The sequence below is a fragment of the Erwinia sp. AC075 genome (assembly GCF_979253995.1).
The window spans coordinates 600,415-625,983 of sequence record NZ_CEEDEU010000001.1; the positions used below are offsets into that span (position 1 = coordinate 600,415).

At 52.0% G+C, this 25,569-nt stretch carries 27 protein-coding genes and 1 tRNA gene; 18 read left to right on the forward strand and 10 right to left on the reverse strand.

The annotated features are described in order from the left end of the window. Positions 1-3 precede the first annotated feature (3 nt). A complete protein-coding gene (locus tag AC0IXH_RS02735) occupies positions 4-1,590 on the reverse strand; it encodes an ABC transporter substrate-binding protein (protein ID WP_471719901.1) in 1,587 nt (528 codons plus the stop codon). A gap of 121 nt (positions 1,591-1,711) precedes the next feature. Between AC0IXH_RS02735 and AC0IXH_RS02740 the strand changes: the two genes are divergently transcribed. The 4 genes from AC0IXH_RS02740 (at position 1,712) to AC0IXH_RS02755 (ending at position 4,274) form a co-directional block, all read left to right on the forward strand. Next, positions 1,712-2,359, forward strand: a complete 648-nt coding sequence (locus tag AC0IXH_RS02740; protein ID WP_471719902.1) for a DUF1028 domain-containing protein — start codon at positions 1,712-1,714, stop codon at positions 2,357-2,359. A 151-nt stretch (positions 2,360-2,510) separates the two neighbouring features. Next, positions 2,511-2,849 (forward strand): type II toxin-antitoxin system PrlF family antitoxin, encoded by a 339-nt coding sequence (locus AC0IXH_RS02745; protein ID WP_471719903.1) that lies wholly within the window; start codon positions 2,511-2,513, stop codon positions 2,847-2,849. A gap of 25 nt (positions 2,850-2,874) precedes the next feature. Beyond that, complete coding sequence (locus tag AC0IXH_RS02750; protein WP_346566655.1) at positions 2,875-3,363, forward strand: type II toxin-antitoxin system YhaV family toxin; 489 nt, start codon at positions 2,875-2,877, stop codon at positions 3,361-3,363. Between the two features lie 170 nt (positions 3,364-3,533). Beyond that, positions 3,534-4,274 carry an SDR family oxidoreductase gene (locus tag AC0IXH_RS02755; protein ID WP_471719904.1) on the forward strand — a complete coding sequence of 247 codons (741 nt, stop codon included), beginning with the start codon at positions 3,534-3,536 and terminating at the stop codon, positions 4,272-4,274. Between the two features lie 111 nt (positions 4,275-4,385). Here the strand turns inward: AC0IXH_RS02755 and AC0IXH_RS02760 are convergent, their stop codons facing one another. After that, positions 4,386-5,288: a LysR family transcriptional regulator gene (locus AC0IXH_RS02760; protein ID WP_471721111.1), complete on the reverse strand. Its 903-nt coding sequence runs from the start codon at positions 5,286-5,288 to the stop codon at positions 4,386-4,388. A gap of 89 nt (positions 5,289-5,377) precedes the next feature. On the opposite strand from AC0IXH_RS02760, the gene AC0IXH_RS02765 reads away from it, so the two are divergent. After that, positions 5,378-6,394 carry an NADP-dependent oxidoreductase gene (locus AC0IXH_RS02765; protein WP_471719905.1) on the forward strand — a complete coding sequence of 339 codons (1,017 nt, stop codon included), beginning with the start codon at positions 5,378-5,380 and terminating at the stop codon, positions 6,392-6,394. A 68-nt stretch (positions 6,395-6,462) separates the two neighbouring features. Here AC0IXH_RS02765 and AC0IXH_RS02770 read toward each other — a convergent pair whose 3' ends face one another. Continuing rightward, positions 6,463-6,915 (reverse strand): GNAT family N-acetyltransferase, encoded by a 453-nt coding sequence (locus AC0IXH_RS02770; RefSeq protein WP_471719906.1) that lies wholly within the window; start codon positions 6,913-6,915, stop codon positions 6,463-6,465. A gap of 229 nt (positions 6,916-7,144) precedes the next feature. After that, a complete protein-coding gene (locus AC0IXH_RS02775) occupies positions 7,145-8,242 on the reverse strand; it encodes an NADH:flavin oxidoreductase (protein ID WP_471719907.1) in 1,098 nt (365 codons plus the stop codon). Positions 8,243-8,289: 47 nt separating this feature from the next. Here AC0IXH_RS02775 and AC0IXH_RS02780 point away from each other — a divergent pair, with 47 nt between their 5' ends. Next, complete coding sequence (locus AC0IXH_RS02780) at positions 8,290-9,288, forward strand: LysR family transcriptional regulator (RefSeq protein WP_471719908.1); 999 nt, start codon at positions 8,290-8,292, stop codon at positions 9,286-9,288. Between the two features lie 162 nt (positions 9,289-9,450). Here AC0IXH_RS02780 and AC0IXH_RS02785 read toward each other — a convergent pair whose 3' ends face one another. After that, positions 9,451-9,834, reverse strand: a complete 384-nt coding sequence (locus tag AC0IXH_RS02785) for a nuclear transport factor 2 family protein (RefSeq protein ID WP_013202866.1) — start codon at positions 9,832-9,834, stop codon at positions 9,451-9,453. 232 nt (positions 9,835-10,066) lie between these two features. On the opposite strand from AC0IXH_RS02785, the gene AC0IXH_RS02790 reads away from it, so the two are divergent. The 6 genes from AC0IXH_RS02790 to AC0IXH_RS02815 all read left to right on the forward strand — a co-directional run bounded on the left by AC0IXH_RS02790 (position 10,067) and on the right by AC0IXH_RS02815 (position 14,504). After that, a complete protein-coding gene (locus tag AC0IXH_RS02790; RefSeq protein ID WP_013202864.1) occupies positions 10,067-10,708 on the forward strand; it encodes a TetR/AcrR family transcriptional regulator in 642 nt (213 codons plus the stop codon). A gap of 64 nt (positions 10,709-10,772) precedes the next feature. Beyond that, entirely contained in the window at positions 10,773-11,354 is a 582-nt protein-coding gene (locus tag AC0IXH_RS02795) for a TetR/AcrR family transcriptional regulator (RefSeq protein ID WP_013202863.1), read from the forward strand. A gap of 54 nt (positions 11,355-11,408) precedes the next feature. Continuing rightward, positions 11,409-12,512, forward strand: a complete 1,104-nt coding sequence (locus AC0IXH_RS02800) for an alkene reductase (protein ID WP_471719909.1) — start codon at positions 11,409-11,411, stop codon at positions 12,510-12,512. 57 nt (positions 12,513-12,569) lie between these two features. Continuing rightward, positions 12,570-13,313, forward strand: coding sequence for an SDR family oxidoreductase (locus tag AC0IXH_RS02805; RefSeq protein WP_013202861.1), 744 nt, complete (start codon positions 12,570-12,572; stop codon positions 13,311-13,313). Positions 13,314-13,398: 85 nt separating this feature from the next. Further along, a complete protein-coding gene (locus AC0IXH_RS02810) occupies positions 13,399-13,968 on the forward strand; it encodes a TetR/AcrR family transcriptional regulator (RefSeq protein WP_041692354.1) in 570 nt (189 codons plus the stop codon). A 59-nt stretch (positions 13,969-14,027) separates the two neighbouring features. Then, the gene (locus tag AC0IXH_RS02815; RefSeq protein WP_471719910.1) at positions 14,028-14,504 is read left to right on the forward strand and encodes a nuclear transport factor 2 family protein; all 477 of its coding nucleotides are present in this window, start codon (positions 14,028-14,030) and stop codon (positions 14,502-14,504) included. A gap of 159 nt (positions 14,505-14,663) precedes the next feature. On the opposite strand, the gene AC0IXH_RS02820 is transcribed toward AC0IXH_RS02815, so the two are convergent. After that, the gene (locus tag AC0IXH_RS02820) at positions 14,664-15,260 is read right to left on the reverse strand and encodes a DUF1349 domain-containing protein (protein ID WP_471719911.1); all 597 of its coding nucleotides are present in this window, start codon (positions 15,258-15,260) and stop codon (positions 14,664-14,666) included. Positions 15,261-15,494: 234 nt separating this feature from the next. Then, positions 15,495-16,424, reverse strand: coding sequence for an alpha/beta hydrolase (locus AC0IXH_RS02825; protein ID WP_471719912.1), 930 nt, complete (start codon positions 16,422-16,424; stop codon positions 15,495-15,497). Between the two features lie 121 nt (positions 16,425-16,545). On the opposite strand from AC0IXH_RS02825, the gene AC0IXH_RS02830 reads away from it, so the two are divergent. After that, positions 16,546-17,460, forward strand: coding sequence for a LysR family transcriptional regulator (locus AC0IXH_RS02830; protein ID WP_265910923.1), 915 nt, complete (start codon positions 16,546-16,548; stop codon positions 17,458-17,460). A 152-nt stretch (positions 17,461-17,612) separates the two neighbouring features. Further along, a complete protein-coding gene (locus tag AC0IXH_RS02835) occupies positions 17,613-18,080 on the forward strand; it encodes a GNAT family N-acetyltransferase (RefSeq protein ID WP_013202855.1) in 468 nt (155 codons plus the stop codon). Positions 18,081-18,324: 244 nt separating this feature from the next. Here the strand turns inward: AC0IXH_RS02835 and AC0IXH_RS02840 are convergent, their stop codons facing one another. Then, the gene (locus tag AC0IXH_RS02840; RefSeq protein ID WP_471719913.1) at positions 18,325-19,062 is read right to left on the reverse strand and encodes a metallophosphoesterase; all 738 of its coding nucleotides are present in this window, start codon (positions 19,060-19,062) and stop codon (positions 18,325-18,327) included. Between the two features lie 193 nt (positions 19,063-19,255). Beyond that, the gene (locus AC0IXH_RS02845) at positions 19,256-19,738 is read right to left on the reverse strand and encodes a GNAT family N-acetyltransferase (RefSeq protein ID WP_471719914.1); all 483 of its coding nucleotides are present in this window, start codon (positions 19,736-19,738) and stop codon (positions 19,256-19,258) included. Between the two features lie 158 nt (positions 19,739-19,896). On the opposite strand from AC0IXH_RS02845, the gene AC0IXH_RS02850 reads away from it, so the two are divergent. After that, the gene (locus tag AC0IXH_RS02850) at positions 19,897-21,129 is read left to right on the forward strand and encodes an MFS transporter (protein WP_471719915.1); all 1,233 of its coding nucleotides are present in this window, start codon (positions 19,897-19,899) and stop codon (positions 21,127-21,129) included. Between the two features lie 102 nt (positions 21,130-21,231). Here AC0IXH_RS02850 and AC0IXH_RS02855 read toward each other — a convergent pair. After that, positions 21,232-21,307: transfer RNA gene (locus AC0IXH_RS02855), tRNA-Asn, on the reverse strand. Positions 21,308-21,814: 507 nt separating this feature from the next. On the opposite strand from AC0IXH_RS02855, the gene AC0IXH_RS02860 reads away from it, so the two are divergent. From AC0IXH_RS02860 to AC0IXH_RS02870, 3 genes are read left to right on the forward strand one after another with little or no spacing between them, the layout of a single operon-like run. Continuing rightward, positions 21,815-22,738 carry a sugar ABC transporter substrate-binding protein gene (locus AC0IXH_RS02860; RefSeq protein ID WP_013202837.1) on the forward strand — a complete coding sequence of 308 codons (924 nt, stop codon included), beginning with the start codon at positions 21,815-21,817 and terminating at the stop codon, positions 22,736-22,738. A 22-nt stretch (positions 22,739-22,760) separates the two neighbouring features. Then, entirely contained in the window at positions 22,761-24,245 is a 1,485-nt protein-coding gene (locus tag AC0IXH_RS02865; RefSeq protein ID WP_013202836.1) for a sugar ABC transporter ATP-binding protein, read from the forward strand. Between the two features lie 17 nt (positions 24,246-24,262). Continuing rightward, positions 24,263-25,294, forward strand: a complete 1,032-nt coding sequence (locus AC0IXH_RS02870; protein ID WP_041692054.1) for an ABC transporter permease — start codon at positions 24,263-24,265, stop codon at positions 25,292-25,294. The last annotated feature ends 275 nt before the right edge of the window (positions 25,295-25,569 follow it).

Here is a 25,569-nt window from a genome sequence, read left to right on the forward strand (position 1 = left end):
AAATCAGTGTTTGGTCACCCGGTTGAGTAACAGGTTAAAGTTGGGTTGCAGGGCAAAGTGCGCGATGCGCGTGGAGGTCACGGCGTTCTGCTTCCAGTTGGCGACGAAAATCCACGGCGCATCGTCATGCACAATTTGCTGAACCTGCCGGTAGAGGGTGGCCCTCGCCGCCGTGTCGGTGGTCAGTCGCGCCTTTTGCAGCAGCCGATCGACCTGAGGGTTGCTGTAATAGCCGGAGTTAAATCCGCCTTTCTTCGGCCAGGCATCGGTGCGCAAAGTCAGGAACGGCAGGGTGTCGGGATCGTTGGTCATCCACGCCATTTCGGCCATCTGAGTGTGGTTATCCAGCCCGGCATTGACCTTGGCCAGATAGGTGTTCCACTCATAGCTCTGAATATTGACCTTCAGCCCGACGGCTTTTAGATCGGCCTGAATGGCGGTGGCCATCGGCAGCGGATCCAGCATGCCCGAACCGCCTTCGGTGACATAAAAGGTCAGGGTGGCGCCTTCGGCTCCGGCGTCCTTCAGCAGCTGACGTGCTTTCTGCGGATCGTACGGCCAGGGCTGTACCGCCTTGTTGGCTGCCCAACCGAATGCGGAAGGTATCGGGCCATCCGCCACGCTGGCAGAGCCTTGCAGGATGTTATCGACCAGCGACTGTTTATTGATGGCGTAGTTAACCGCCTGACGCACGCGGCGATCGTTAAACGGCGGAACCTGGGTGTTGAGCATCACGTACCAGACGTGCGGGCCGGTGGTTTCATACAGACGGAAGCGATTGCTTTTCTCCTTAAACAATTTCACCGTGTCGGGCGGCACTTCCACCATCGCATCGATGCCGCCGGAGAGCATTTCCGCCACCCGCGTATTGCCGTCGGTGATCGGGCGGAACACCACGTTATTTACCGCCGGTTTGCCATCCCAGTAACCGGCATTTGCTTTGATCACCACGCGCTGGTTTGGCTGCCATTCGCTAAAGGTGAACGCGCCGGTGCCGACCGGATGGCGTCCAAACTCTTTGCCGTACTTTTTTACCGCAGTGGGCGAGACGATCAGCCCGGTCGGCGTCGCCAGATTCGACAGCAGTGGCGCAAAAGGCTCGCTGAGGTGAAACACCAGCGTCAGCTGATCGGGCGTTTCTATCGATTTTATCGAGGAGAAAAAGAACGACAGCGGGAAGGGGCCGGTGTTGTGCCACGGATTTTTATCATCGAGCATGCGCTGGAAGGTGAATTTGGCGGCTTCGGCGTTGAACGGCGTGCCGTCCTGAAAACGGACGTTTTGCCGTAAATGGAAGCGGTAGGTCAGGCCGTCCGGGGCGATCTCCCAGCTGGTGGCCAGCGCCGGTTCGATATCCAGCTTGCCTTCGCCATTGCGCACCAGCCCATCATAAATATTGACCAGAATGCGGGAGTCATTCGCCGCCGTCGCCACCTGCGGATCCAGCGACTGCGGTTCCGCCACCTGGCCGATTAACAGCGCATCGGCAGGGGTTTTCGCCTGCAACGCGGGCAGCCACAGCAGAGCCAGAAGCGCTGACGCGGGCAGCCATTTTCTGCTTAACAAATTTCCGGTTATCGCACTCAGCATCACGGCCTCTTCAGCAACAGGTGAAAGAATAAGCGTTGTTGTGTTTTTTATTTATGCGTATAAATAAACAATATTGCAATAATTTATACATATAAATTAGATCTGACCGCGAGGAATCGGGATGACTTTTTCAATCGTCGCACGCGATCCACAAACCGGCGCGCTGGGCGTGGCAACCGCGACCGCCGGGCCCGCCGTCGGGGCGTTGGTGATCCATGGCCGCGCGCAAAACGGCGCCATTGCCACCCAGGCGATGACCAATCCGCTGTATGGCGTGCGCGGTTTGGCACTGCTTAAAGCAGGCGAGGGGGCTGCGCAGGTGATGCGTACCTTGCTGGATGACGATCCCGAGGCCGCGCGCAGGCAGCTGATGATCGTCGATTGTCTTGGCGGCATTGCCCACTGGACGGGCGGCGAGTGTGGCGAATTTGCCGACAGCCTTGAATCGACGGCCTGCACGGTCGGAGGAAACTTACTGACCGGGCCGGACACGCTGCAGGAGATGATGGGCGTTTATCAGCAGCAGTCAGCGTTGCCCTTTGCCGACCGGTTGCTGGCGGCGATGTGCGCCGGAGCCGCGGCGGGTGGCGATCGCCGTGGACTGAAATCGGCTGCGCTCCAGGTCTGGCATGACCGTGAATACGCCAGCACCGATATTCGTGCCGACTGGAACGACGATCCGCTGGTGGCCTTGACAGAAATCCTGCAGCAAACCCGCCAGCCGAGCCATGCGGACTTCTTTGCCGCGCTGCCCAAGGGTCAGCCTTAATCAACGCGTGCAGAATCAGGGCGCTGAAAAAATAGCCAGTAATGCACTTGCATTGCATAATGCAGATGCATTACGCTCGTTACAGGCTTGAAGACGCCAGGCGGTTTGATAATCCGCGACCCGATAATGGGTAGGCGTCGAGGAGAAAATAATGAATATAAACATGGCAGACGTGTCTTTGCGCGCGGAGTCCCGACTCACTGAGCGTAGCCAGACCACCATTCCCGCAGCGATTCGCGATGCGCTGCAACTGAAGCCGGGAGAATTCATTGAATACGCTCTGCTGCCCGGCGGTAAAGTCGTTATGTCCCGACGAGAAGAAGAAGCGGAAGATCCGGTGGTCCCGCAGTTTCTGGCTTTCCTCGAAAACGGCATGATGACCAACCCGCATCATATCCATGCAGTGCCAGCAGAATTTTGGGCAGGGATCCAGCAACTGACTGCTGGCGTTGAGGTCGATTTAGACGGGCCGCTGACTGACGATGAGTAGCAGGCAACATGGAGCAGGAGGCGACATGGAGTATTTGGAGATTAATGGATGGAAATTCTATTTTCATTCCTGTTTTCTGACGCAGCTGGCTGAACTTCAAAATAAGGTCCTGGCGCTGAAAAAAAAGGATCCTCAGGGCTATCACAAAAAGAAAGAAACCAAGCTGCTGGCGGCGATTGAGCAAATCATTACTCGGGTGATCCCGGCCAATCCACTGGACAGCCACTTTCGGCAGGGCAATACCTTAGGCCAGGATTACCGGCACTGGTACCGCGTCAAATTCCTGCAGCAGTTTCGGTTATTCTTCCGCTTCAGCGTGCCCCACAGAACCATCATTATTGGTTGGGTAAATGATTTCGGCACGCTTCGCGCTTATGGTTCGAAAACAGATGCCTATACGGTATTTGAACGGATGCTGAAGTCTGGCGAACCCCCTGATGACTGGGATGCGCTTTTGAAGCATTGCCAAACCGATGCCAGAGTTATAAACAGCGATATTTCTCGGAAATATTAAGCCGGTTTATACGCTTCGCTTTATGTTTTGAGCGTTCAAAAGTTTTCTCTGCAAGGTAAAAATCAGACCTCGAAACCGAAAATTCATCGTTTCATGTGGAAACAGATGACGGCTGATGTTCCTTTTGCGTAAGGTATTTGATGATTTTAAAGCCAAATGAAGGAGTAAACGTGAGCAGATTTGAGGGAAAACGCATACTGATTACTGGCGGTACCAGCGGGATGGGGTTGGCAGGTGCTCAACGCATTGTCAGGGAAGGCGGTCATGTCGCCATTACAGGGCTCAATGAAGAAAGGCTGGAACGCGCCCGCAGCCTGCTGCCTGAGACATCGCTTATTCTGAAAAGCGATGCGGCAAGCGAAGCAGACATAAGCGCGCTGCAGAGAGCGATAAGCGGCTGGGGCTCGCTGGATGGTTTGTGGCTTAATGCTGGCTTTGCAGAGGTAGGCTCTGTGGAGTCTGTAACGGCAGATGCGTTTAACCGCATGATGAACGCGAATGTCCGCGGCCCGATGCTACAGCTGGCAGCATTGTCCGATTCACTCAACCCCAACGCTTCGGTTCTTGTCACCTCGTCTTCATCTGTTTATGAAGGTGCGGCAATGACCAGCCTCTACGCAGCAACGAAAGGCGCCGTTGTGGCGATGGTTAAAAGCTGGGCATCTGCATTGGCTGAACGCGGCATTCGCGCCAATACACTGGTACCGGGTCCCATTGAGACCAACTTCAGACATTTTATGCCTGAGGAGTCTCGTCAGCAGTTCGAGGATTTTGTGGTGAGCCAGGTTCCTTTGGGCCGAGTCGGAACAGCCGAAGAAGCCGCTGCAGTTGCACTCTTCCTGCTTTCCGACGATGCATCCTACGTGACCGGCAGTCAGTATGCAGTTGACGGCGGGTTGGTTCATTACTGATTAACAATCAGAATTCTGAAAAGTTATTGGCCGGGGCGGCTGGTGATAGCCAATAATTTATCAAAGCAATGTATGAATCGCGTGGGCTTTAATTCCATACTCTAAGGCCGCCTAACAGCGATCAATAAGATGATCCAGCAATGCACGAACGGCCGGGTTAGACCGCCGGCTTTCATGCCAAAGTGCCGTAATATTATGCCGCTCAACAGCGAAAGCGGTCAGGATCGGAACCAGTCTTTTATTCTTTACCCATGATTCAGCCATAAAACTCGTCGCCATGCCTATTCCGCCTCCTGCAGCAACTAAGGCCAGTACGGCTTCGCTGGCATCAACAACAACATCTGACGATGGCAAAATCTCTGTCTCCCGTTCCCCAACCTGAAAAGGCCAGCGAAAAAGCTGCCCTGTTTGTTGATAACGCAGGTTTACCGTTTTATGGCTCATGAGGTCGTTTGGATTTTCAGGGGCAGAGCAACTGGCAAGATATTCAGGCGAGGCGTAACACCCCAGGCGGTACGGCGAGAGACGGCGCGACAGAAGATTTGAATCGTCAAGATCGCCAAGCCGGACGGCAATATCAATGCTCTCATCCACGATACTGATCACGCGATCGCTCAACCGCAAGTCAATTTTCACTTTTGGATAAAGCGCGCAGAATTGCGGAAGTGCAGGAGCAATCATATGCAGACCGATCGGGTACGATGCCGCAATACGCAGTGTCCCTGCGGGCTCCGCGCGCGCGCGTTTCGCTATCTGCTCAATCTCGTCTGCATCCTGAAGCAATCGTAAAGCCCGCTCGTGAAGCTCACGGCCTTCTGCGGTTAAAACCAGCGAACGTGTCGTTCGGGTAAACAGGGTAATGCCAAGTTGCGTCTCCAGTCGCTGGATGCTCTTACTGATTGCTGAAGGTGAGACTGACAGGGAACGGGCAGCAGCAGTGTAGCTGCCGAGAGCGCCAGCACGAGCGAATGCAATTAAACCTGTGAGTCTTTCAAAACCTATTTGTTCCTTCATGGCACAATTAAAGCGAAATTCAGCCTGATTATCAATGTCAGATTTCAGGCTTATCATCGGTCATCTGATTACCTTTAAGTGAGATTGTGATGACTGACATGACGAAAGCAGTTCAGCTTTATGCATTTGGTGGGCCTGAGAACCTGCAGTATGGCGAGACAACCCGTCCAGTGGTGGGAAGCAATGAAGTACTTGTTAAAGTACATGCGGCCGGCCTTAATCCACCGGACTGGTATTTGCGCGACGGTTATCGGGCGCTCCCGCCTGAATGGTGGCCTGACTCGACCTTTCCGCTCATTCTGGGAACAGACATATCAGGCGTAGTTGTAGACGTCGGTGAGGATGTTTCGGAATTCACCATCGGCAACGAGGTTTACTCAATGGTACGTTTTCCTCAGGGGGTAATGCAGGGCAGCGGCGCCTATGCTGACTACGTGAGCGTACCTTCCTCAGAGCTGGCAATGAAACCCCAACGTATCGGACATGTTCAGGCTGCGGGTGCGCCAATGTCGCTTCTTACTGCCTGGCAGTTCCTTGTCGAGCTGGGTCACGATGCTCCCAATCCTTTTCAGTCCTTCAGGCATACACCTGTCCCATTAGAAGGCCGGACGGTGCTGGTAAACGGTGCCGGTGGAGGCGTTGGGCATTTTGCGGTGCAGATAGCCAGGTGGAAAGGTGCGCGAGTAATCGCCGTGGCTTCCTCCCGAAATGAGGAGCTTATGCGTGAGCTGGGGGCAGATGAGTTTATTGACTACACCAAAGTTGCCGCCGAAACCGCGGTGAAAAATGTCGATCTTGTGATTGATGCCGTTGGTGGTTCAAATATGGAGCGCTTCCTGACGTGTATCAAACCGGGAGGCGCGTTGTTTCTCGTCAACCCTCTGGGGTTTGCCGGACAGGAGGAGGCGCTCAGAAAGAACATTACGGTTTCAATCACGCAGGTACGCTCAAATGGTGCGCAATTAGCTACTGCCGGCAGCCTTCTGGACGACGGAACGATCCGGGTTGTTATTGACAGCACTTACCCATTAGCCATGGCGTCGGCTGCTCATCAGCGTGCTGCACTGGGGAGCATTCAGGGCAAGATCGTGCTGACTAACTTTTGATGATCACTTTTCCGTTACTGCATTGGCTGCTTAGTGCCAGAAGCTGACGTCAGAACTAATTAACTCAATCAGCGCAATGCCTTTGAGAAACAGACAGCGTCTGTCCTACCGATATATGGGCCGTAATTCTCAATACGGATATAACCATTTTTCTCGTAGAAATTGACGGCCCGATAATTGATGCGTCGGGTTTCCAGCCTGAGCTCGATATATCCCATCTCTTTTGCAGATTTTTCCAGAAAGGTGAGTAAGGCACCGCCAACCCCTGACACACTTCGGTCTGAAAACATTCTTTTAAGCTCGGCTATCTTTTGCGTCAATGGCCGTATCGCACCACATCCTATAGCTTTGCCTTGAGAATTTTTTGCTAATGCCCATAACGCTTTGTCACCACTCATTGCTTCAGCGGTGAAATGACTTTTACCGTTATCACCAGTAATCGCGGCAAGTTCTGCGGATAGCAATTCGATCAAGCGAAGGGAATCTGAAGAAAATGGATCTGATTTCTCTACTATTATCATGGTTATACCCTGCAGGATGAATGTGACCAACATAAAGCATCATGCTAAAAAAAGCATCAGCCTAAACCGGGTGACAGGACAACACTTATTCAAACCGTCCCTTGGGTGTCATCTCCGCTTTTCGATCATAGCGGACTATGCGTCCACGCCAGGCTGCCTTGTGCCAAGAGCGGACGGCTTATGACAACGATGACATTACCCCCCGGGAAGTTACCCGGGGAGAGAAGAGTTATACAGAAAGTTCAGAATCCTTAATATTCGCTATGGGTCCGAGGATCGCGTTATCAAACTCCCGAACGCTTTTGCCGTTGGCAACTCGTTGTGGCCAGTCATGATTTGCCAGCGCACCACGACCCAAAGCTATGAAATCTGCACCCATTTCCATAACCTGCAATGCCCGGCATTCATCATGAAGACTACCATTAGCCATAATGGTGAGGTTGGGGGCATATTTACGTCCCAGTTCAATCAGTGAGAGTAAGTTACCGGGGAATGCCGGCTGCCAAGCTTCATATTCGGTCAGATGAAGATAATCGATACCGGATTCGGCGAGTAGCGTAAACGCTATGCGTGCATCGTCTTCACCATTAGCCCATTTATGGAAGAAGTCATTTACTTTCCCCTGAGATATTCTGATACCTACTGGGATAGCCTGACCTAAGCGTTGTCGGACAGACTTAATTACTTCAAGGATAAGCTGAAGTCTGCCTGCGATATCACCACCCCAGCAGTCAGTGCGCAGATTAGTGTAATCCGTGAAGAATTGATCGAGTAAATATCCATTTGCACCATGAATTTCTACCCCATCAAAGCCAGCCTGGTTTACAGCGTTGGACGCGGCATCGGCAAAGCTGCTGATAATGCCCTGAATTTCTTCTTCGCTAAGTGCCCGAGGAACAGGATATTCACCTTCCCCGCGATAAAATGTCATTTGATTGCCAACCGGCCGAAGTGCACTGGGTGCAACGGTTCCTTCACGGAAAGAGTTACCCTGTGATAGCGCGCCTGAGTGCTGAATTTGGGCAAAAATATGGCCGCCTTGTTGATGAACTGCATCCGTGACGTCACGCCAGCCTGCAACCTGTTGCGGGCTGGTTAATCCCGCCTGAAAGGCATAGGCCTGAGACCATTCCTGATCAATATAAATGCCTTCAGATATAACCAGAGCAAATCCACCACGGGTAAAGTCTTCGTAATATGCCTTCATACGTTCACTTGCTACCCCTTCTTCAGAGGCGGTGACACGAGTCATAGGCGCTACCACGAGACGATTTTTTAGGGTGACTTTACCGATACTGCTGGGAGTGAAAAGGGGTAATGCGTTCATGAGTTTTCCTTAATATTAAATCATGAATACAATATAATCATTGTTGAATGGCTCATAAACAGGGCGAAATGATAAGGCCGTATAACGCTTTTCGTTATAATTACGCTTCTATTGGCTTAATCAACGACAGTTGCAATGTTTCATATATCGGGGTCAACATGAATCTTCATGATGTATCGCTGTTTCTCGTAATAACTGAAACACGAAGCCTTACTCAGGCGGCGAAACGACAGGGTATTACAGCAATGGCGGTTTCAAGACGCCTCGCATCGCTTGAACGCGAGCTAGGAACACGGCTGTTACAGAGAACCACTCGATCTGTTTCATTAACTCAGGAAGGCATGGAATTCCTGCCGTATGCCCAGGCACTTATTGAGGCAGAGAAGGGAGCCCGAGCACTTTTTTCTCCGTCAACACAAGGCGCAGCAGGTTTGCTCAGAATCACTGCACCATCAGGATTCGGGCGCCGAAATATTTTGCCTCTCATTTCTGAATTACTGGCAGATAATCCAGAGCTGAGTATCGATCTTCAGCTAAGTGAAGATGTGATTGATATTGTCGGGAGAGGCATCGATGTAGCAATACGTATTGCCCCGTTAAAAGATTCCACACTTATAGCCCGCAAAATTGCTGACAGCCCTCGCGTAATCTGTGCTTCACCAGATTATTTAAAAGTTAATGGCATGCCTAAATCGGTAGAAGATTTAATGAAGCATCATTGCCTGAGACTAAGCAGCGTATCTCAATGGATTTTTGAACGTGGTGGTGAAGTTTTCAGGATTCGTGTTGGGGGACGTTTCATTTCGGATAACGTTGAGGGCGTAAGAGAACTCTGTGCTCAAGGTATGGGACTTGCACAACTTACCCGCTGGGATGTCATGAAAGAAATCCGCCAGGGCACACTTGTTGAGATTGAGCTGTCAGATGCCAGACCTCAGGATTTATCCGTCTGGGCTGTTCTACCAACAACACGCTACCTGCCTCTCCGGGTCAGCACTTTTATTGATAAATTAAAATCATCGCTGACATTATCAGCTACTTCATGAAATGCGACTTTGGTTTTCAATCGTGTCGGCGCACTGCCATGTCAAGAACGGCCTCACAGGCAGAAACAGGAACGGTTTGGATATTCTGGCTCATGTTTTTTCCTCACTGGATTTCGCCGCGTCTGGGGGCAGACGCGGCGGATGAAGGTGGAATGGCTGATGTCAGGAAGCGGTGTGAGTATGGTAAATTTTGCTCACTACGGTCCATCGCCCGTTGACCTTCAGCAGGTTGAAAAAGTCCGTGAAGCGAAAGCCCGAAATATCGTCGGTATCAACGCGGGCGCTTGCTGCGGTGCCTACGATATCAACGTGCACGATTGCGGCCTTCGCTTCCGGGGATGGGCGGAAAACGGTATCGATGGTGTCGAAAAGTCCCTGAATAGGACCGCCGGTGAGGTTTGCATCACCGTCAACGCCAAAGATGGTGGCCTGCTCGCTGAACGCGGGCTTCATTATTTCGCTCCTGGCCTGCTTTCCGCCTTCGTTGTACTGGCTGAGCACTTCCACGATGGCGTTGTATTCCTGCACATAAGTTACGTTGGTCATATCATCTGTCTCCGGTTTTGTTGTGGTGGGTATCCGCAGGGATGCCCGTGATTCGGTTGAAAATCATTTTTAAGACGAACAGCAGCATCAGTCCCGCCGCAACGGCGGATTGCAGACAGTGGCTGAGGAGAAGGCAAGATCTGACATAGGCATTTTATCTTTGTGTAGTAGTCACTATGTAATGTTATTATTGTATAGTGATCGCTATGTAATATGTCAAGAGAATGATTTTATGCCCGACGTGAAAATGAAAACTGCAGGAGTACCCAGCGAAAAGCCCAAAGGGCGGCCGCGCAGCTTTGATCGCGACAGGGCCCTGATCAGGGCGCTGGACATTTTCTGGCGTAAAGGCTTTGAGCCCGCCTCGGTTGCCGAGCTCTGCGCTGCGATGGAAATTAATCCGCCGAGCCTGTACTCCGCCTTCGGTAATAAGGCGAAACTTTTCCTGGAGGCCGTGAGCTATTACGAAAGGGTCTACTGGAAGGCAACTTGGGAGCGGCTTGAAGAAGAGCCCGATATCATGCAGGCGATTGATCATTTCTTCAGCGAAGCGGCAGGCATTCTGCTTTCTCCTTCCGTACCCTGCGGCTGCATGGTGGTGCTTGCGGCCATCAATGTCTCTCAAGAGTCCGCTGACGTCGTCGAAGCAGTCAGCGTGCTCAGGCAGGAAGGAAAAGACCTGTTTGAAAAGCGTCTGCGCAGGGCTGTAACCGAGAAGCAGCTGCCTTCTGATACCGCTACCGCCGCGTTAGCTACCGTTTTGAACACGCTTCTGGAGGGCATGTCGATCGAGGCCAAAGATGGGGCCACGCCGGAAAGCCTGAGAGCAACCGGGCAGTATGCGTCACGTCTGCTGCCATGCGAAAAATTATGACCGCACAAAATGCCACCCAAGAAACTAGACGACCGGTCAGTTTTATCGCTATGCTATCCGGACTATGAAAAAACAAGCGGCTAACGTGCGTCAGCACATCATTGATGTTGCCCGGACGCTTATCACACATAAAGGCTACAGCGCCGTCGGTCTGGCTGAGATTGTCAAAGCCGCCGGGATCCCCAAAGGATCGTTTTATTATTACTTCCAGTCCAAGGAAGAGTTTGCTGAGGCCTTGTTAGAGCACTATTTCAGCAACTACCTGGTTCAGGTCGATGAGCAACTGCGTGGTTCCGAACCCGCCAGAGAGCGCCTGCTGCGATACTTTTCGTTCTGGAAAGTCACACAAGGTGCCGATCTCCCTGAGAGCAAGTGTCTTGTGGTCAAGCTTGGCGCGGAAGTGTGCGATCAGTACGACAGCATGCGAAGCGTTTTGGCCATAGGCACACGTGAAATCGTGGATAGGATCTCCGCGTGCATCCTTCAGGGTCAGCAGGATGGCTCGTTAGCCGGCGATGAAGATGCCAAAGATCTTGGTGAAGAACTGTATCAGCTCTGGCTTGGCGCTTCGCTGATGGCAAAAATTCACGACCCGGATACGTCATTTGATAAAGCATTGAATGCCACTAAGCGGCTGCTCAGGTAGCCGCATTTTTTTTACCAATTTACTAGCCGACCGGTCAACTACTTAGGAGTTTCTATGACTGATAACAGTACCCGTACAGATCTCTTTTCCCCCGTAGCAATGGGAAGCCTTCAGCTGGCCAACCGTATCGTTATGGCGCCTGTTACCCGCAGCCGTTACGGCGAAAATGGTGTACCTGATGAGCTACATGCAACCTACTACGCCCAGCGCGCCAGCGCCGGCCTGATTATTTCTGAAGCCACGAATATCTCAGCTCAGGGCCGTGGATATGCGGCCACGCCGGGGATCTGGAGCGAGGATCAGGTTACCGGCTGGAAAAAAGTCACCGATGCCGTTCACGCCGAAGGCGGAAAAATCGTCTGTCAGCTCTGGCATGTAGGCCGTTTTTCAAGCGTTGAACTGCAGCCTAACGGCGAGCGTCCTGTCGCTCCCTCTGCAATCAAGGCCGAAGGGCAGACCTATACCGTCAATGGCTTCGTACCGGTATCGACGCCGCGCGCGCTCGAAACCGACGAAATCCCGGGCATTATTGAGCAGTATAAGCGTGCCGCAGAAAACGCCCTGCGCGCAGGTTTTGACGGCGTGGAAGTGCACTCTGCAAACAGCTATCTGCTCGATCAGTTCCTGCGCGACTCAACCAATCATCGTACCGACGCCTACGGCGGCTCTATAGAAAACCGCGCGCGCCTGACGCTGGAAGTCACTGAAGCGATCGTCAACATCTGGGGCAATGACCGCGTAGGCATCCGCCTGTCACCGGTAACTCCTGACGCAGGCAACACGCCGCCGGACAGCAACGTGATGGCGATGTATGGCTATCTCATCCAGCAACTTAACCGTTTTAATCTGGCATACCTGCACTTCGTTGAGGGTGCCACTGCAACGTCGCGTGACGTGCCTGCCGACGTGGATATGGATGCGCTGAGCGCGCAGTTCAGCGGTCCGTTCATCGGTAACAACAACTATGACCTCGAAATGGCGATCAGCCGCCGTAATGCAGGGATCATCGATGCCGTTGCCCTTGGCCGCCTGTTTATTTCCAACCCGGATCTGGTTAAGCGTCTGCGTTATGGCGCCGAGCTGACCATCGCGCCTAAGGAAGCCTACTACGGCGGCGGCGCGAAAGGTTACACCGACTGGCCGGAAGCGAATTACTGATAAATACAACCGGCGGGATCTTCCCGCCGCCTGTACCTCATCCAAAAGGATAATAATATGAATCATCTGCAGAACAAAACCGCTGTAATTACTGGTGCGTCATCGGGCATTGGCGCCGCGACCGCGCTGGAACTTGCACGTCATGGTGTGAATATCGTAGCCGCAGCACTGGATCAGACCGGCCTCGATAAGCTGGTAAAGGATATTGAGTCAGCCGGTGGCCATGCTTCCGGTCTGGTGACGGATGTAACTCGTCTTGAAGATACACAGGCGCTGGTAAAGCATGCTACCGATACCTTCGGTACCGTTGATATCCTGATTAACAACGCCGGGCTGATGCTCTTTTCAGCCTGGAGTGACATCGCGTGGGACGACTGGAACAAAATGGTCGACGTCAACATCAAGGGCTATCTGAACGCCATTGCGTCCGTTCTCCCGGTTATGCTCAGCAAAAGTGACGGCCAGATCCTGAACATGGCTTCTGTGGCAGGCCACCAGGTTGACGCCGGCGCGGGTGTGTACAGTTCGACCAAATTTTTTGTGCACGCCATGACGGAATCAATGCGTAAAGACCTGGGCGTGAATAAAGGCATCCGAGTCAATACCATCAGCCCCGGCGTTATTAACACGGGATGGGCTGATAAAGTGAGCGATCCGGAAGGGCGTAAGGTGGCGCAGGAGCTGACAAAAATTGCTATCAGTCCGCAGGATGTGGCAAATGCGGTGGTCTACGCGCTCAACCAGCCCAGGAACGTGACGATCAACGATCTTATCGTATCCCCTACGAAGCAGAACTGGTAAATCACCCATGGCAGCCGGCTGGCTGTTAACCTTATTTTTGAGAAAACGGTTGATCATGGAGAACGATCGTTCTACCATTCGATTCATGAACAGAAAGCCAACAGATACCCGCGAAAAAATCCTCACCACCGCCGAGCAATTGATTTATCGGAACGGTATCCATGCAACGGGCATGGACCTTCTGGTTAAAACCTCGGGCGTAGCCAGGAAAAGTATTTATCGCTATTTCGCGACCAAGGATGATGTGGCCGCCGCCGCATTGAAAGAACGTGATGAGCGCTGGATGTGCTGGTTCAGAACGGAATCTGATAAAGGTGATACGCCTCGGGCGCGCATTTTGAATATGTTCACCGTGCTCAGAAGCTGGTTTGAGTCAGAAGGCTTTCGTGGCTGTGCATTTATCAATACCGCGGGAGAAGTGGGTGATCATACCGACCCCGTTCGGCAGATAGCGAAGCTGCATAAACAAAAATTACTGGATTACACGCGTGAACTCACCGGGCAATTAAACATTGAGCGCCCTGAAGTTCTGGCCAGGCAGTTATTTATTCTGATTGAGGGCGCGATCACCATGTCTTATGTGATGGGCGATAGCAGCGCGGCCGACAGTGCAGGGGACGTTGCAAAACACTTGCTGGAGTCTGTCTCTCCTTAATGCCTGAGTGACATAAAACTGTTTCTACTGAGATATCCTAATTTACGGGAGGCTATACCATGTCTGATACACACACTCGCCCGCCACTTCCTCCGTTCACTCGCGAATCGGCGACTGAGAAAGTTCGGCTTGCTGAAGACGGCTGGAACAGCCGCGATGCGGGAAAAGTCTCGTTGGCGTACTCACTGGATACCCAGTGGCGCAACCGAACCGAGTTTGCAAATAATCGAGAGGAAGCCAAAGCATTCCTCACCCGTAAGTGGAATAATGAACTTGAGTACCGTCTCATTAAAGAGTTGTGGGCGTTCGACAGCAACAGAATCGCTGTCCGTTACGCTTATGAATGGCGTGATGATTCAGGTAACTGGTTCCGCTCTTACGGGAATGAAAATTGGGAATTTGAAGCAGATGGCCTGATGCAGCGTCGTTTCGCCTGTATCAATGATATGCCTATTAAGGAAAGTGAGCGCAAGTTTCACTGGCCTCTGGGCCGTCGCCCGGATGACCATCCGGGGCTGTCGGAACTGGGTTTGTAATTTGTCGTTTATAGTTCGACGCTGACTTTTCCCCGTTAGCCTGTCCGCTCCTTTTCAACAGCGGACGTCACGCTTATTGCGGCAGGTTAATTTTTCGGGGAGGAGGCCATATTACGAAGCGGCATTGTCTTTGGAAGCTTAATCAGTCGTCATGCTTGATCAGGTCAGATCGTGGAGAGGCTTTTTTGAAGGTGGACCGAGGGTGAATTCGTCGAAGATGACGTCGAGTCCCTGCCTTTCGGGCGTACAACTCATTACGCCTACAAAACGCTTTCGCGTTTCCGGCCACTGGCACAATCTCAGTAACGGCCAGGTTATGCCATCCGTTGAGTACTGTATTCGCAGAGCCTCATTTTCCAGCGTGGCTCGCATCCAGAATGTTTCCGGATCGCCCGTGAAAATCCCGGTGGCCCAGTCAGACATGTTGCGTGTCACCACGCTGCCAACAGAAGACTGACCGTCATTAAATTCAATGCCAGCCTTAACCCAGTGCAGGTCATCATCAAGCAGAAATAGGCCGGCCTGATCGTAGAGATGAGAAAAACCCGCCATCACCTTAACCTGCACGGTGAAATCACCCTCCAGGTAAAATCCAAATGCATGGCCGGTATGACGCTGGAATCCGTAATACGTCTGTTGCCAAAAGTCAGTGTTGAGATCCGTTTTAAACTGCAACTTTCCTTCTTCAACCGTCCATACCTGAGGTGGATTTATCCAGACTCCGCCTTCGGCGCCGAGTGAATCAATCGCTGTCATAAACGTTCTCCTCGCAATACGTTTGACGAATCTCATGTGAATACAGCCGTGAGTTAAACCGATGGACGCAACACAGGGTTTAACCCGTTCAGGGTGTGAACCCTAGTCTAGCGTTATTCCCGGCCTCTCGTTGAGTTGTCGGTCATTTGACGTCAGCGGGGGTCTGTAAATAAGGCATTTTCTCAGCTGACGGGCGCAGTTAGTCGCGCCCGTGAGTTAGCTTATCTGTAATGATTAGTTCGCGGCATCCCGCAGAGCCTGCCTGATAAAGGCGACCGAGCTCTCCAGCGCCTGCACCGCTTCGGGCTGCAGCGTGGAGAAGAAATGCCAGGCGTGGAACATACCAGGCCAGACCTCCAGATTTACGCGAACCCGGTGATCACCCAGATGAGTTGCCAGCCGCATCGCGTCGCTCAGCATCAGTTCATTTTCGCCAATCTGAACCAGCACCGGCGGCAGGCCCGTTACATCGGCAAACACCGGCGAGGCCATGGGATGATTAGGCAGGGCATCGCCAAGGAAGGTACGGGCCAGGAAATCCAGACCGGCTTTGGTGTTCAGGGGATCCAGGCCTTCTCTGTTGGTCATGGAGACGCCGGTATGTTCAAGGTTGGCCCAGGGGGAAATCGAAACTCCGGCGGCCGGAAGCGGCAGGCCCTTGTTACGCGCCGCCACCATCACGGTAATCACCATCGCACCGCCCGCAGACTCGCCGGCCAGCACAATTTTGCTGCCGTCAAAACCCTGCTCAATCAACCACTCATAGGCACGAACGGTATCGGTAACCGGCGTGGGGAATGGATACTCGGGCGCCAGACGGTAATCCGGCATGTACACCCGTGCGCCCAGCATGCTGGCATAGTTGCCACCAATACCGTGATAGCCCGCCGGTTCGCCGACAATATAAGCCCCACCGTGGATGTACATCACGATGGCGTCTGTTTCAAGGTTATCAGGCGTCACCAGCGTGCCCGGTACGCCACCCATGTCGACATACGTAAAGCTGACGCCCGCAGGCGCAGGGTTTTTAGCCAGCATACGCGTGTACGCGTCACGCACTTCGCGCATAGGCGTGACGGTGTCTTCACCGGTAAGAATTGGACCCAGATCGACCAGACTTTCTGACCATTCTTTTACGGCTTGCCTGGTGTGTTTATTCAGCATTGTCATTCCTGTTTGTATTTGCGTTGAAAGAGAACAGGAGTCTATGATAGATAAACATTTGGGGAATGTGCTTCCCATATCAGGGTACAGTCACGCCCGTATTGAATGAGATAAATTAAGCATGGAAATCAACAGTATTGGTGATATCGCGGCGTTCGTGGCAGCCGTAAAAGCCGGGAGTTACACCCATGCAGCCGGTTCCCTTGGCCTGACGCGCTCCGCCATTGGCAAAAGTATTGTCAGGCTGGAAACGCGCATGGGGGTTCGCCTTCTTAACCGTACCACCAGGAGTCTGAGTCTTACCGATGAGGGGAGGGTCATGTACGATCGTTGCCGACAGATACTGGATGACCTGGAAGAGGTCGATGCCGCCATGGCCATGCGCAGGGGGAAGCCATCGGGGACGCTCCGGTTGAGCGCACCGCTTTCATTTGGTCAGCGACACATCCTTCCCGTTCTCGATGCTTATCTGAAAAAGTGGCCGGAACTTCGTGCGGAGGTCTCCTTTACGGACAGGTTTGTCGATCTGATTGAAGAGGGGTTTGATATTGCCATTCGCATCGGTGAACCCCGCGATGACTCACGAATTCTTACCCGCACAATTGCTTCTCAGCGTATTGTCACCTGTGCGTCGCCCGAATACCTGTCCTTACGGGGTGTTCCAAAGACCCCTGCGGAATTAACCGGACATGACACTATTTTTCTTTTGAGTGCAGAGAAGAGGCGAAGCTGGCATTTTGCCACTCCCGAAGGCACTTTTGTCTATGAAGGACCCGGCCGGCTTAACCTCGACAGTTCGGAAGCCATGCGGGCATCGGCAATTTCCGGGTTTGGCATCGTTCACCTGCCGACCTATTTGCTTGCGGATGATGTACGTAGCGGCAAGCTGGTGCCTGTGCTGGAGGAATATCCTTTCCCGCCTGAACCTGTGCGGATCATCTATCCCAGCAAACGACACTTATCCCCACGGATCCGCGCCTTTATTGACCTGCTGGTTGAACGTTGGGAGCCGGGAGTTCCCTGGGAACAGGGTTAGACGTCCGCTCCTCGCTCATTGCGAACCTTTAGTAACCACAGGTCCGCTTCCGCTGTGTGCCAGGAACGGGCTTTGCAATTTGAAAAGTGTGCTAAAAATTTAAGTTTATAAACTTTGTAAATTCCCTAAACGTCAAAACAGAAGAGCGAAAAATGCAAATTAAAAAGCTTATGGATCACCCTGTTTATCTTGCTCAAACTTCAGGCTTACTTTTTAGGGAGTGGTCTTGCCTGCCTTTATGGGCAGACGAAGAACAAATTCGAGCACGGCTCATTGAGCGGAATTCTTGTGATGACCGCCAGGTTACCCTGATCGTGATTGATGCAGAAAACAATGTTATCGCAGCAGGTAGTCTCATTCACTTTGAGCTTAGTGATAACCCCCAGCGTATGCACTGGCTGGGAGAAGTCATCACCACGCCTTCACATCGCGGTCAGGGATTAGGATCCGCGCTGGTTAAAGAATTGATTAAACATGCATCTGAGCAAAATATTGCTGAACTGTGGCTTTACACGCCGGACATGCAGTCTTTGTACCGCAAGCTGGGATGGGAGGACAAAGAGATTCGGATTGTAGCCGGAGAGACTGTTACCGTGATGGCCTTAAATTTGCGCAAATAATAAATTAGTTTAAGCTCGATTGCGCTTGAATCTCCACGGCATCGGCAGCCATCTTTTAAGCTGGCTACCGTATTTATGCCCATCAAAGAACTCAGGTAACGTCCGCTTCTCGCTCACAGCGGATCTTGCGCCCAAGTCATTCCGCTTTCTGCCAACAGCAGATATTGTTCTCTCGCAATATTATGCGTTAATCACTGGGGATCAGGTCGTTCTCTATGAAACCGATACGTTTTCCGAATGCCAGTTAAACGCCAACGTGGTGACTGGTAAGAGAATTACTGACGTAGCGGTGAATCACCAATGCTGGCGGGTCATTCGCAGGAGGAGCGTTTACTGTTCCAAACCAGACAGGATTAGCCGGGCAGACGGAGCCACAAATGTAGGCAGGTATGTCCGCAAACGTACCCGCTATGGGTCTGTGGACATGGCCTGTAGAAATGGCGAGTAGTCTGCCCGGGGCGCGTCTTACCAAATCTTCCATCTCAGGTAGACCTCTGCACATCGTTTCGTCTAGCGTTGGTATGCCGGATGCAAATACATGATGGTGCAAAAACAGCAATGAAGGAGGGCTGTCTGCGTCGCTAAGTTGATTATCCAACCATTCCAGATGGTCAGTCACACTGCCGTAATCCTTATAATCAATCGTCGAATCCAGACCAATCAGGCGAATGCCTCCTATGTCATGGACAAAGTGCAGGGCCTCTCCTTGGGCATCGTGCGCCCATCTGTTCTCATCCCAAACAGAACGCATCATACTGCGGTCGTCTGAATTACCTGGCAGGATCAGTGAAGGATAATTTTGCTGATTCAGGCGGTCGGCTATCTGTTTATAACCTTCCTGCCAATGCCCATCCGTTAGATCACCGGTAAGTACCAGTACATCCGGTTTCAAATGCGTAAGCCAATTTAGTACCTGGTCAAACCGAAACAGATGATCATTTTCGGGTGAGGCGTGAATGTCTGAAACCTGCGCTATCAGCATAAAGACCTCATATAATTATTGTGTGCAGAACAAGATCACAATGAAGCGCTAAGTTCAATTCCGACTGCTTAGAGCTAATGTGAGTATGGATGCGTAAGGTCAGCTCTTCGCTCATAGTTGCTCTTGATCCTTTAACGGATAGGTCTGAGTAGCAACGTACCTTAAAGATTTAAGAAATCTTTGTTTCGGGGGGTCAGTTATGTAACCGCCACAATTTTTTGCTCATAAACACGGTCTTTCCACCCATGAATGGTTCTCGTCTATCGATCTCATATCCTAGCGCCGCATATAACGTAATGTTCGCCTCGAATGCTTCGTTCGTCTGCAGGCGAATTTCCCCGATCTCCGCCTGAGCTGCTTTACCTTCAACATGCGAAAGCAATCTCCGGCCGATCCCAATTCCTTGCCAGAGAGGATGTACCGCAACATTTTCTATCCAAAGATGATCGGCATGCAGCTGTATTTCGATGAGGCCAACGGCATCCCCTGCGATAATGGCCAGGTAAATGTCATGCTCACGTACGGCTTTATTAAAATCGGCCGTCATCGGAGTCGGTTCACGACCAATGACCGAAATCCACTTGGAATAGGCCGCAAGGACTATTTCACGAACCAATTCCGCATCGTTTTCTTCCGCGCGGCGGAACAAAACGGTGATGTCAGGCGATTTACTCATTTAAAATCCTTGAAACTCCGCTGCCACTAACTATGTGCAACATAGCAGGTTGTAGTGTTTTTTGAATAACTAACTCCGCTCACACCTTCGACCCAATGCGCTGGATAGCGTGATTTATTGCTGGTAACTTGTGGCTGTTTTCCAAAAAGGAATTTCAAATGACTACTGAAATGCAGGACGATAATATTAATATTCGTGCCGCCAGGAATAGCTATTTAATAATTATTGCCAGATTTATCTCTGATTTTGGCGCTTTTCTGAATATGGTGGTGCTATCCACCTATGTGTACTTGCTGAGTCAGAGTGTAATGCATGTGAGCATATTCCTGGCCTGTAGGGTGACTGGTGGGATCATCGCCAGTGCAGTGGGTATTCCTTTTTTTCGCCGTTTTTACGGGCGATTATCTTTAGTGGTTTTTGACCTTGCGCGCGCTGCGCTATTAGCCTTGCTGTTAATTTTGCCTGCGTCTACCCAGCTTTATATATTGCCTTTCATTGCGCTGGGTATTGGACTGGGAAATTCGATGTTCGCCATCGGTCTTAACAGTCAACTTCCCTGGTGGGTCAACGAATCCCGGCGTGTATCAACAAACGCTGGGTTAACTTCTGCATCCGCTATGGGGGCTGTTGCGGGAAGCCTGGTGTCGGGGATCCTACTGGCGACAAGTGGTTATCAAATTGTGTTTGCCGCGAATATTGTGACTTACCTGGTGGCCGGGTTATGCATACTGCCTTTACGCTTTTTGGTGCATCCCGTTGCGAGTGCAACAAATCCGCATCGTAAAGAATGGCGTAATCTGGTCACCGGGCTGCGAACGACTCCGCTGTTGGCCGGCATGTTGCTGGTAACGATGGCCGATACTTTAGGCAGTGCTGCCCACAACGTAGGCTTTCCCATTATCTCCGAGCTTTTGACGCCAGAATCAGCCGGGAAAACCATGGGTCTTTTGCTGGCAGTTTGGGCCGCTGGGAAATTCGCCGGGGCGCGTCTGGCAAACTCTCTGTTAGTGCGTTACGGGATGCGTACGGACAGGCTTTTTTTCTGTGGCGTGGCATCTATGTCACTGGGTTTTATCTTTACCTTTCAACAAACTGGCATCCCACCGGCACTGATTTTTATCGCACTGGCAGGTGTGGGAGATGGACTGGCGGACGTAAGTCTGATTTCGCGTATCCAAAGTGAGCCTGAATCATTGCGGTTGCCTGTTTTTAGCCTGATGACTCTCCTGCAAATGACAGGATTTGGCGTTGGGATGTTAATTGTCGCGCCATTTTATATCTGGTTCACCCCCGCAGTGGTCATTGTCATTTTTCATGGCATCCCATTACTGACATTAACAGCCGTACTGCTTTACGTTCGGACTCGCTTAATCGAGCGAAATTACCCGTGAAGGACTGAGTTACCCAAACGTTGCCTTTTCCCCTGTCAGGCACCGCAGATTCAGAAAAGCAAAAAGCCCGCTCAGGTTTCCCTGAGCGGGCTTTTCAATGTATGGCTCCTCTGACTGGACTCGAACCAGTGACATACGGATTAACAGTCCGCCGTTCTACCGACTGAACTACAGAGGAATTGTTTCAACGGGGCGCATGTTATCGGCAGCACCGTCGCTTGTCAAAGGGCGAATGCAAAAATCGCGTGCGTTTGCTGGCAAAACCAGCGAATCGCCGTTTTTCCCACCCGCCTGCTCAAAATGCAATCTCATGCGCCAGATCTCACTTTGATCGGAATCCTTTGCCGATGTTAGAGGTGTGTCAAATTTTTGTTATTTGTCGATTTTAAAACAGGCGTTTCGGTGGTTTCATATTGAAAATTTCATATGACGTTATTATGAAACAAATGAACTGGTTCGCAGGCTGATGGTAACGGGCGGCCAGATTAAGATCGAAATAGCAGGTTTAACATGATGATTTACTAAGAGTAATTGAAAGGAGCGTTTCCAGCAGTCGGGTCTTACCTTAAGCATGATTTACCCTACATTTTACTGAAGCCGTCGGTGAAGTTGAGTGAATGTAAAAGAAATTTTCATTCGATGTAACAACCAGCCTGCGCATACTAACGATAAAAAGGGCTTAGCCATGAACGTGAAAAAAACGATTTTAGCGTCGCTGTTAGTGTGTATGTTACCCGTTTCCGTCTTCGCAAAAGATTTGCAGGTCGGTGTTTCTATGGCGCTGTTTGATGACAACTTTCTGACTATTCTGCGTACTTCCATGCAGAAAGAGATGCAGAAAGAGGGCGTGAAAGGGCAGGTTGAAGACGCTAAGGGTGATGTCGCACAGCAGCTTTCCCAGGTGCAGAACTTTATCGGCCAGGGCGTTGACGCCATCATCGTCAACCCGGTGGATACCAACGCCGTGAAGCCGATTATGGACCTGGCAGCCAAGGCCAGCATCCCGCTGATCTTCGTGAACCGCGAACCGGCTCAGCCGCTGGTGGACAAAATGGCCTATGTTGGCTCGGATTCTGAGCTGGCCGGTCGTCTGCAGATGGAAGCGCTGGCAAAAAACATGAACTATAAAGGCAACGTCGCCATCCTCCTCGGTGACCTTGCCAACGAATCCACCCGTAAACGTACCGCCGGCGTGAAAGCGATCATCGCCAAATACCCAGGTATGAAAGTCACCAAAGAACAAACCGCTAAATTCACCCGTAACGATGCCGTCGATGTGGTCAGCAACTGGTTAACCGCCGGTGATGACATCAACGCGATTGCCGCTAACAACGATGAAATGGCGATCGGTGCCCTGCAGGCGCTCGGTAAAAACGATTCTCACATCCTGGTTGCCGGTGTCGATGGTACGCCAGATGCATTGCAGATGATTAAAAACGGCAAGATGGTCGCGACCGTGTTCCAGGATGCCAAGGGTCAAGGCGAGGGTGCAGTGAAAACTGCGGTGAAGTTGGCCAATGGTGAAAAAGTGCAGAAGATCGTGGATATCCCATTCCAGCTGATCACCAAAGACAACTACGAAAAATTCACCAGCATGAACCAAAAATAACCCCGCCGTACGGAGGTGAAGAATGGCCGCATATGCGCTTGAAGCCGAAGGCATCAGCAAGTTTTTTCCGGGCGTAAAAGCATTAAGTAATGTCTCTTTACGCGTGAAGGCAGGAACTGTCCATGCGCTGATGGGCGAAAATGGCGCGGGCAAATCCACTTTAATGAAGTGCCTCATCGGGATTTACCGTCCCGATGAGGGACAAATAAAAGTTAAAGGGGAGCCGGTGCAGTTTGTCGACACAATGGACGCGCTGCGTTCAGGTATCTCGATGATCCATCAGGAACTCAACTTAGTCCCTCATATGACCGTTGCCGAAAATATCTGGCTGGGTCGTGAGCCGATGAAGTATGGCTTTGTCGACCACGGCAAACTCAACAAGATGACCAAAGAGCTGCTGGCGAAACTGAATATTCGCCTGACGCCGGAGCGGATGGTCGGGGAGTTAAGCATCGCTTCCCAGCAGATGGTGGAGATTGCCAAAGCGGTGTCGTGGAATGCCGACGTGGTGATCATGGACGAACCGACCTCGGCGCTGACCGAAACGGAAGTCTCGCACCTGTTTGCCATCATTCGCGACCTGCGCGAGCAGGGCAAAGCCATCATCTATATCAGCCACAAAATGGATGAGATTTTTGCCATTACCGATGAAGTCAGCGTGTTCCGTGATGGTGCGTGGGTGGGCAGCGACAGTACCGCCAGCTATTCCCGCCAGTCACTGATTACCCAGATGGTGGGGCGCGAACTGACCCAGCTGTTCCCGAAATTCAACAATGATATTGGCCAGGACGTGCTGACGGTACGCAATCTGTATCGCAAGGACGTGTTCCATGACATCAGCTTCAGCGTGCGTCGCGGTGAAATCCTCGGCGTGGCCGGGCTGGTGGGTGCCGGCCGCAGTGAGGTGATGGAAAGCCTGTTTGGCATGACCAGCATCGACGGCGGCGAAATCCTGATTGACGGCGTGCCAACCAAAATCGACTCGCCTTCCACGGCGATCGAAAAAGGGCTGGCGTTCCTGACCGAGGATCGCAAAAAGTCCGGGCTGTTCCTGGTGCTGTCGGTGATGGAGAACATGAGCATCGTCAACATGCCGGAATACAGCAGCAAGGGCGGTTTCGTCAGTCATGTGCAGATGGCGAAAGACTGCATGGAGCAAATCCGGCGACTGAACATCAAAACGCCGACCATGGACCAAATCATCAACAACCTGAGTGGCGGTAACCAGCAGAAGGTGCTGATTGCGCGCTGGCTGCTGGCGCAGCCAAAAGTCCTGATCCTCGATGAGCCAACACGCGGCATCGATGTGGGCGCCAAGGCGGAAATTTACCGCCTGATAAGCGAACTGGCGAACCGTGGCGTCGCCATCATTATGGTCTCTTCTGAACTGCCTGAGATTCTGGGCATGAGTGACCGGGTGATGGTGATGCACGGCGGTCGTATTACCGGCATCCTCGATAAAGAAGAGGCTGACCAGGAAACCATTTTGTCGTTGGCGTCCGAGTAAGGACGTAAGGTAACCCTATGAGTGATGTAAAAATGACAACTCAACAGCCGGCCCCCTCGGCTTCTGTATTCTCCAGTCTGAAAGGCAAATTGCCGAAAGACACCGGTATCTTTATCGTGATGGTCGGCATTGCGCTGATCTTTGAAGCCTTCGGTTGGTATGTGCGTGACCAGTCGTTTCTGATGAACCCCAATCGCCTGGTGCTGATCGTGCTGCAGGTGGCGATTATCGGGATCATTGCCGTGGGGGTGACGCAGGTCATTATTACCACGGGGATCGACCTGTCGTCCGGGTCGGTGATTGCGTTAACTGCGGTGGTGGCGGCCAGTCTGGCACAAACCTCCGACAGCCTGACGCCAATGTATCCGTCGCTGGTGAACCTGCCTGCGGTGGTACCGATTGTCGCCGGGGTGGGGGTCGGGTTCCTCGCCGGGGTGATCAACGGCGTGCTGATCACCCGCACCGGCATTCCCCCGTTTATTGCCACACTGGGGATGATGGTATCGGCGCGTGGTCTGGCGCAGTATTACACCCAGGGTAACCCTATCAGCTTCCTGTCTGATGGCTTCACCTCGATTGGTCAGGGCGCGATGCCGGTGATCATCTTCCTGGTGGTGGCGGTGATCTTCCACATTGCCCTGAAGCACACCCGTTACGGTAAATATGTTTACGCCATTGGCGGCAACATGACCTCGGCGAAGGTGTCCGGGATTAACGTTAACAAATACCTGATCATCGTTTATACCATCGCCGGTGGCCTGTCCGGTCTGGCCGGTGTGGTGCTGGCGGCGCGCGTCAGTAGCGGCCAGTCAAGCATGGGGATGTCGTACGAGCTGGATGCCATCGCCGCAGCGGTTATCGGCGGCAGCAGCCTGATGGGCGGCGTCGGTCGCATCACCGGTACGCTGATTGGTGCGGTGATTCTCGGGCTGATCAAGAGCGGCTTCACCTTCGTCGGCGTCGATGCTTACGTGCAGGACATCATTAAAGGCATCATTATCGTGGCCGCGGTTTCCATCGATATGTACCGCAACCGCAAGAAACGTTAAGTCCTTCTGCAACACACGCTCAGGGCCAGAACATTACTGTTCTGGCCCTTTCGACGACGTGGTAACGGTTACATGCACGCCTGGACAGCAATTTTTGCACCAATGCAGTGCGCCAATCCTGTCTGTCTCCCCCACCAAGGTATAAATAATTATGATTAACCCTAAAGGGGTAATCAGATTCTCTTATTTTACCGCCTGTTAGCCATAAGCTGGCCCTGAACTCTCCCCTTAAGAAAATTCTGGCACGGTGATTGCAATTATCTCAGTGCACCAGA

Coding starts and splice junctions, on each gene's coding strand:
- AC0IXH_RS02740 (WP_471719902.1), top strand. CDS start 1,712: ATGACTTTTTCAATCGTCGCACGCGATCCACAAACCGGCGCGCTGGGC.
- AC0IXH_RS02825 (WP_471719912.1), bottom strand. CDS start 16,424: ATGCTGAATAAACACACCAGGCAAGCCGTAAAAGAATGGTCAGAAAGT.
- AC0IXH_RS02805 (WP_013202861.1), top strand. CDS start 12,570: ATGAATCATCTGCAGAACAAAACCGCTGTAATTACTGGTGCGTCATCG.
- AC0IXH_RS02760 (WP_471721111.1), bottom strand. CDS start 5,288: ATGAAGGAACAAATAGGTTTTGAAAGACTCACAGGTTTAATTGCATTC.
- AC0IXH_RS02870 (WP_041692054.1), top strand. CDS start 24,263: ATGAGTGATGTAAAAATGACAACTCAACAGCCGGCCCCCTCGGCTTCT.
- AC0IXH_RS02830 (WP_265910923.1), top strand. CDS start 16,546: ATGGAAATCAACAGTATTGGTGATATCGCGGCGTTCGTGGCAGCCGTA.
- AC0IXH_RS02840 (WP_471719913.1), bottom strand. CDS start 19,062: ATGCTGATAGCGCAGGTTTCAGACATTCACGCCTCACCCGAAAATGAT.
- AC0IXH_RS02810 (WP_041692354.1), top strand. CDS start 13,399: ATGAACAGAAAGCCAACAGATACCCGCGAAAAAATCCTCACCACCGCC.
- AC0IXH_RS02835 (WP_013202855.1), top strand. CDS start 17,613: ATGCAAATTAAAAAGCTTATGGATCACCCTGTTTATCTTGCTCAAACT.
- AC0IXH_RS02795 (WP_013202863.1), top strand. CDS start 10,773: ATGAAAAAACAAGCGGCTAACGTGCGTCAGCACATCATTGATGTTGCC.
- AC0IXH_RS02820 (WP_471719911.1), bottom strand. CDS start 15,260: ATGACAGCGATTGATTCACTCGGCGCCGAAGGCGGAGTCTGGATAAAT.
- AC0IXH_RS02770 (WP_471719906.1), bottom strand. CDS start 6,915: ATGATAATAGTAGAGAAATCAGATCCATTTTCTTCAGATTCCCTTCGC.
- AC0IXH_RS02860 (WP_013202837.1), top strand. CDS start 21,815: ATGAACGTGAAAAAAACGATTTTAGCGTCGCTGTTAGTGTGTATGTTA.
- AC0IXH_RS02850 (WP_471719915.1), top strand. CDS start 19,897: ATGACTACTGAAATGCAGGACGATAATATTAATATTCGTGCCGCCAGG.
- AC0IXH_RS02800 (WP_471719909.1), top strand. CDS start 11,409: ATGACTGATAACAGTACCCGTACAGATCTCTTTTCCCCCGTAGCAATG.
- AC0IXH_RS02865 (WP_013202836.1), top strand. CDS start 22,761: ATGGCCGCATATGCGCTTGAAGCCGAAGGCATCAGCAAGTTTTTTCCG.
- AC0IXH_RS02765 (WP_471719905.1), top strand. CDS start 5,378: ATGACTGACATGACGAAAGCAGTTCAGCTTTATGCATTTGGTGGGCCT.
- AC0IXH_RS02745 (WP_471719903.1), top strand. CDS start 2,511: ATGAATATAAACATGGCAGACGTGTCTTTGCGCGCGGAGTCCCGACTC.
- AC0IXH_RS02790 (WP_013202864.1), top strand. CDS start 10,067: ATGCCCGACGTGAAAATGAAAACTGCAGGAGTACCCAGCGAAAAGCCC.
- AC0IXH_RS02735 (WP_471719901.1), bottom strand. CDS start 1,590: ATGCTGAGTGCGATAACCGGAAATTTGTTAAGCAGAAAATGGCTGCCC.
- AC0IXH_RS02815 (WP_471719910.1), top strand. CDS start 14,028: ATGTCTGATACACACACTCGCCCGCCACTTCCTCCGTTCACTCGCGAA.
- AC0IXH_RS02750 (WP_346566655.1), top strand. CDS start 2,875: ATGGAGTATTTGGAGATTAATGGATGGAAATTCTATTTTCATTCCTGT.
- AC0IXH_RS02780 (WP_471719908.1), top strand. CDS start 8,290: ATGGCTCATAAACAGGGCGAAATGATAAGGCCGTATAACGCTTTTCGT.
- AC0IXH_RS02775 (WP_471719907.1), bottom strand. CDS start 8,242: ATGAACGCATTACCCCTTTTCACTCCCAGCAGTATCGGTAAAGTCACC.
- AC0IXH_RS02785 (WP_013202866.1), bottom strand. CDS start 9,834: ATGACCAACGTAACTTATGTGCAGGAATACAACGCCATCGTGGAAGTG.
- AC0IXH_RS02845 (WP_471719914.1), bottom strand. CDS start 19,738: ATGAGTAAATCGCCTGACATCACCGTTTTGTTCCGCCGCGCGGAAGAA.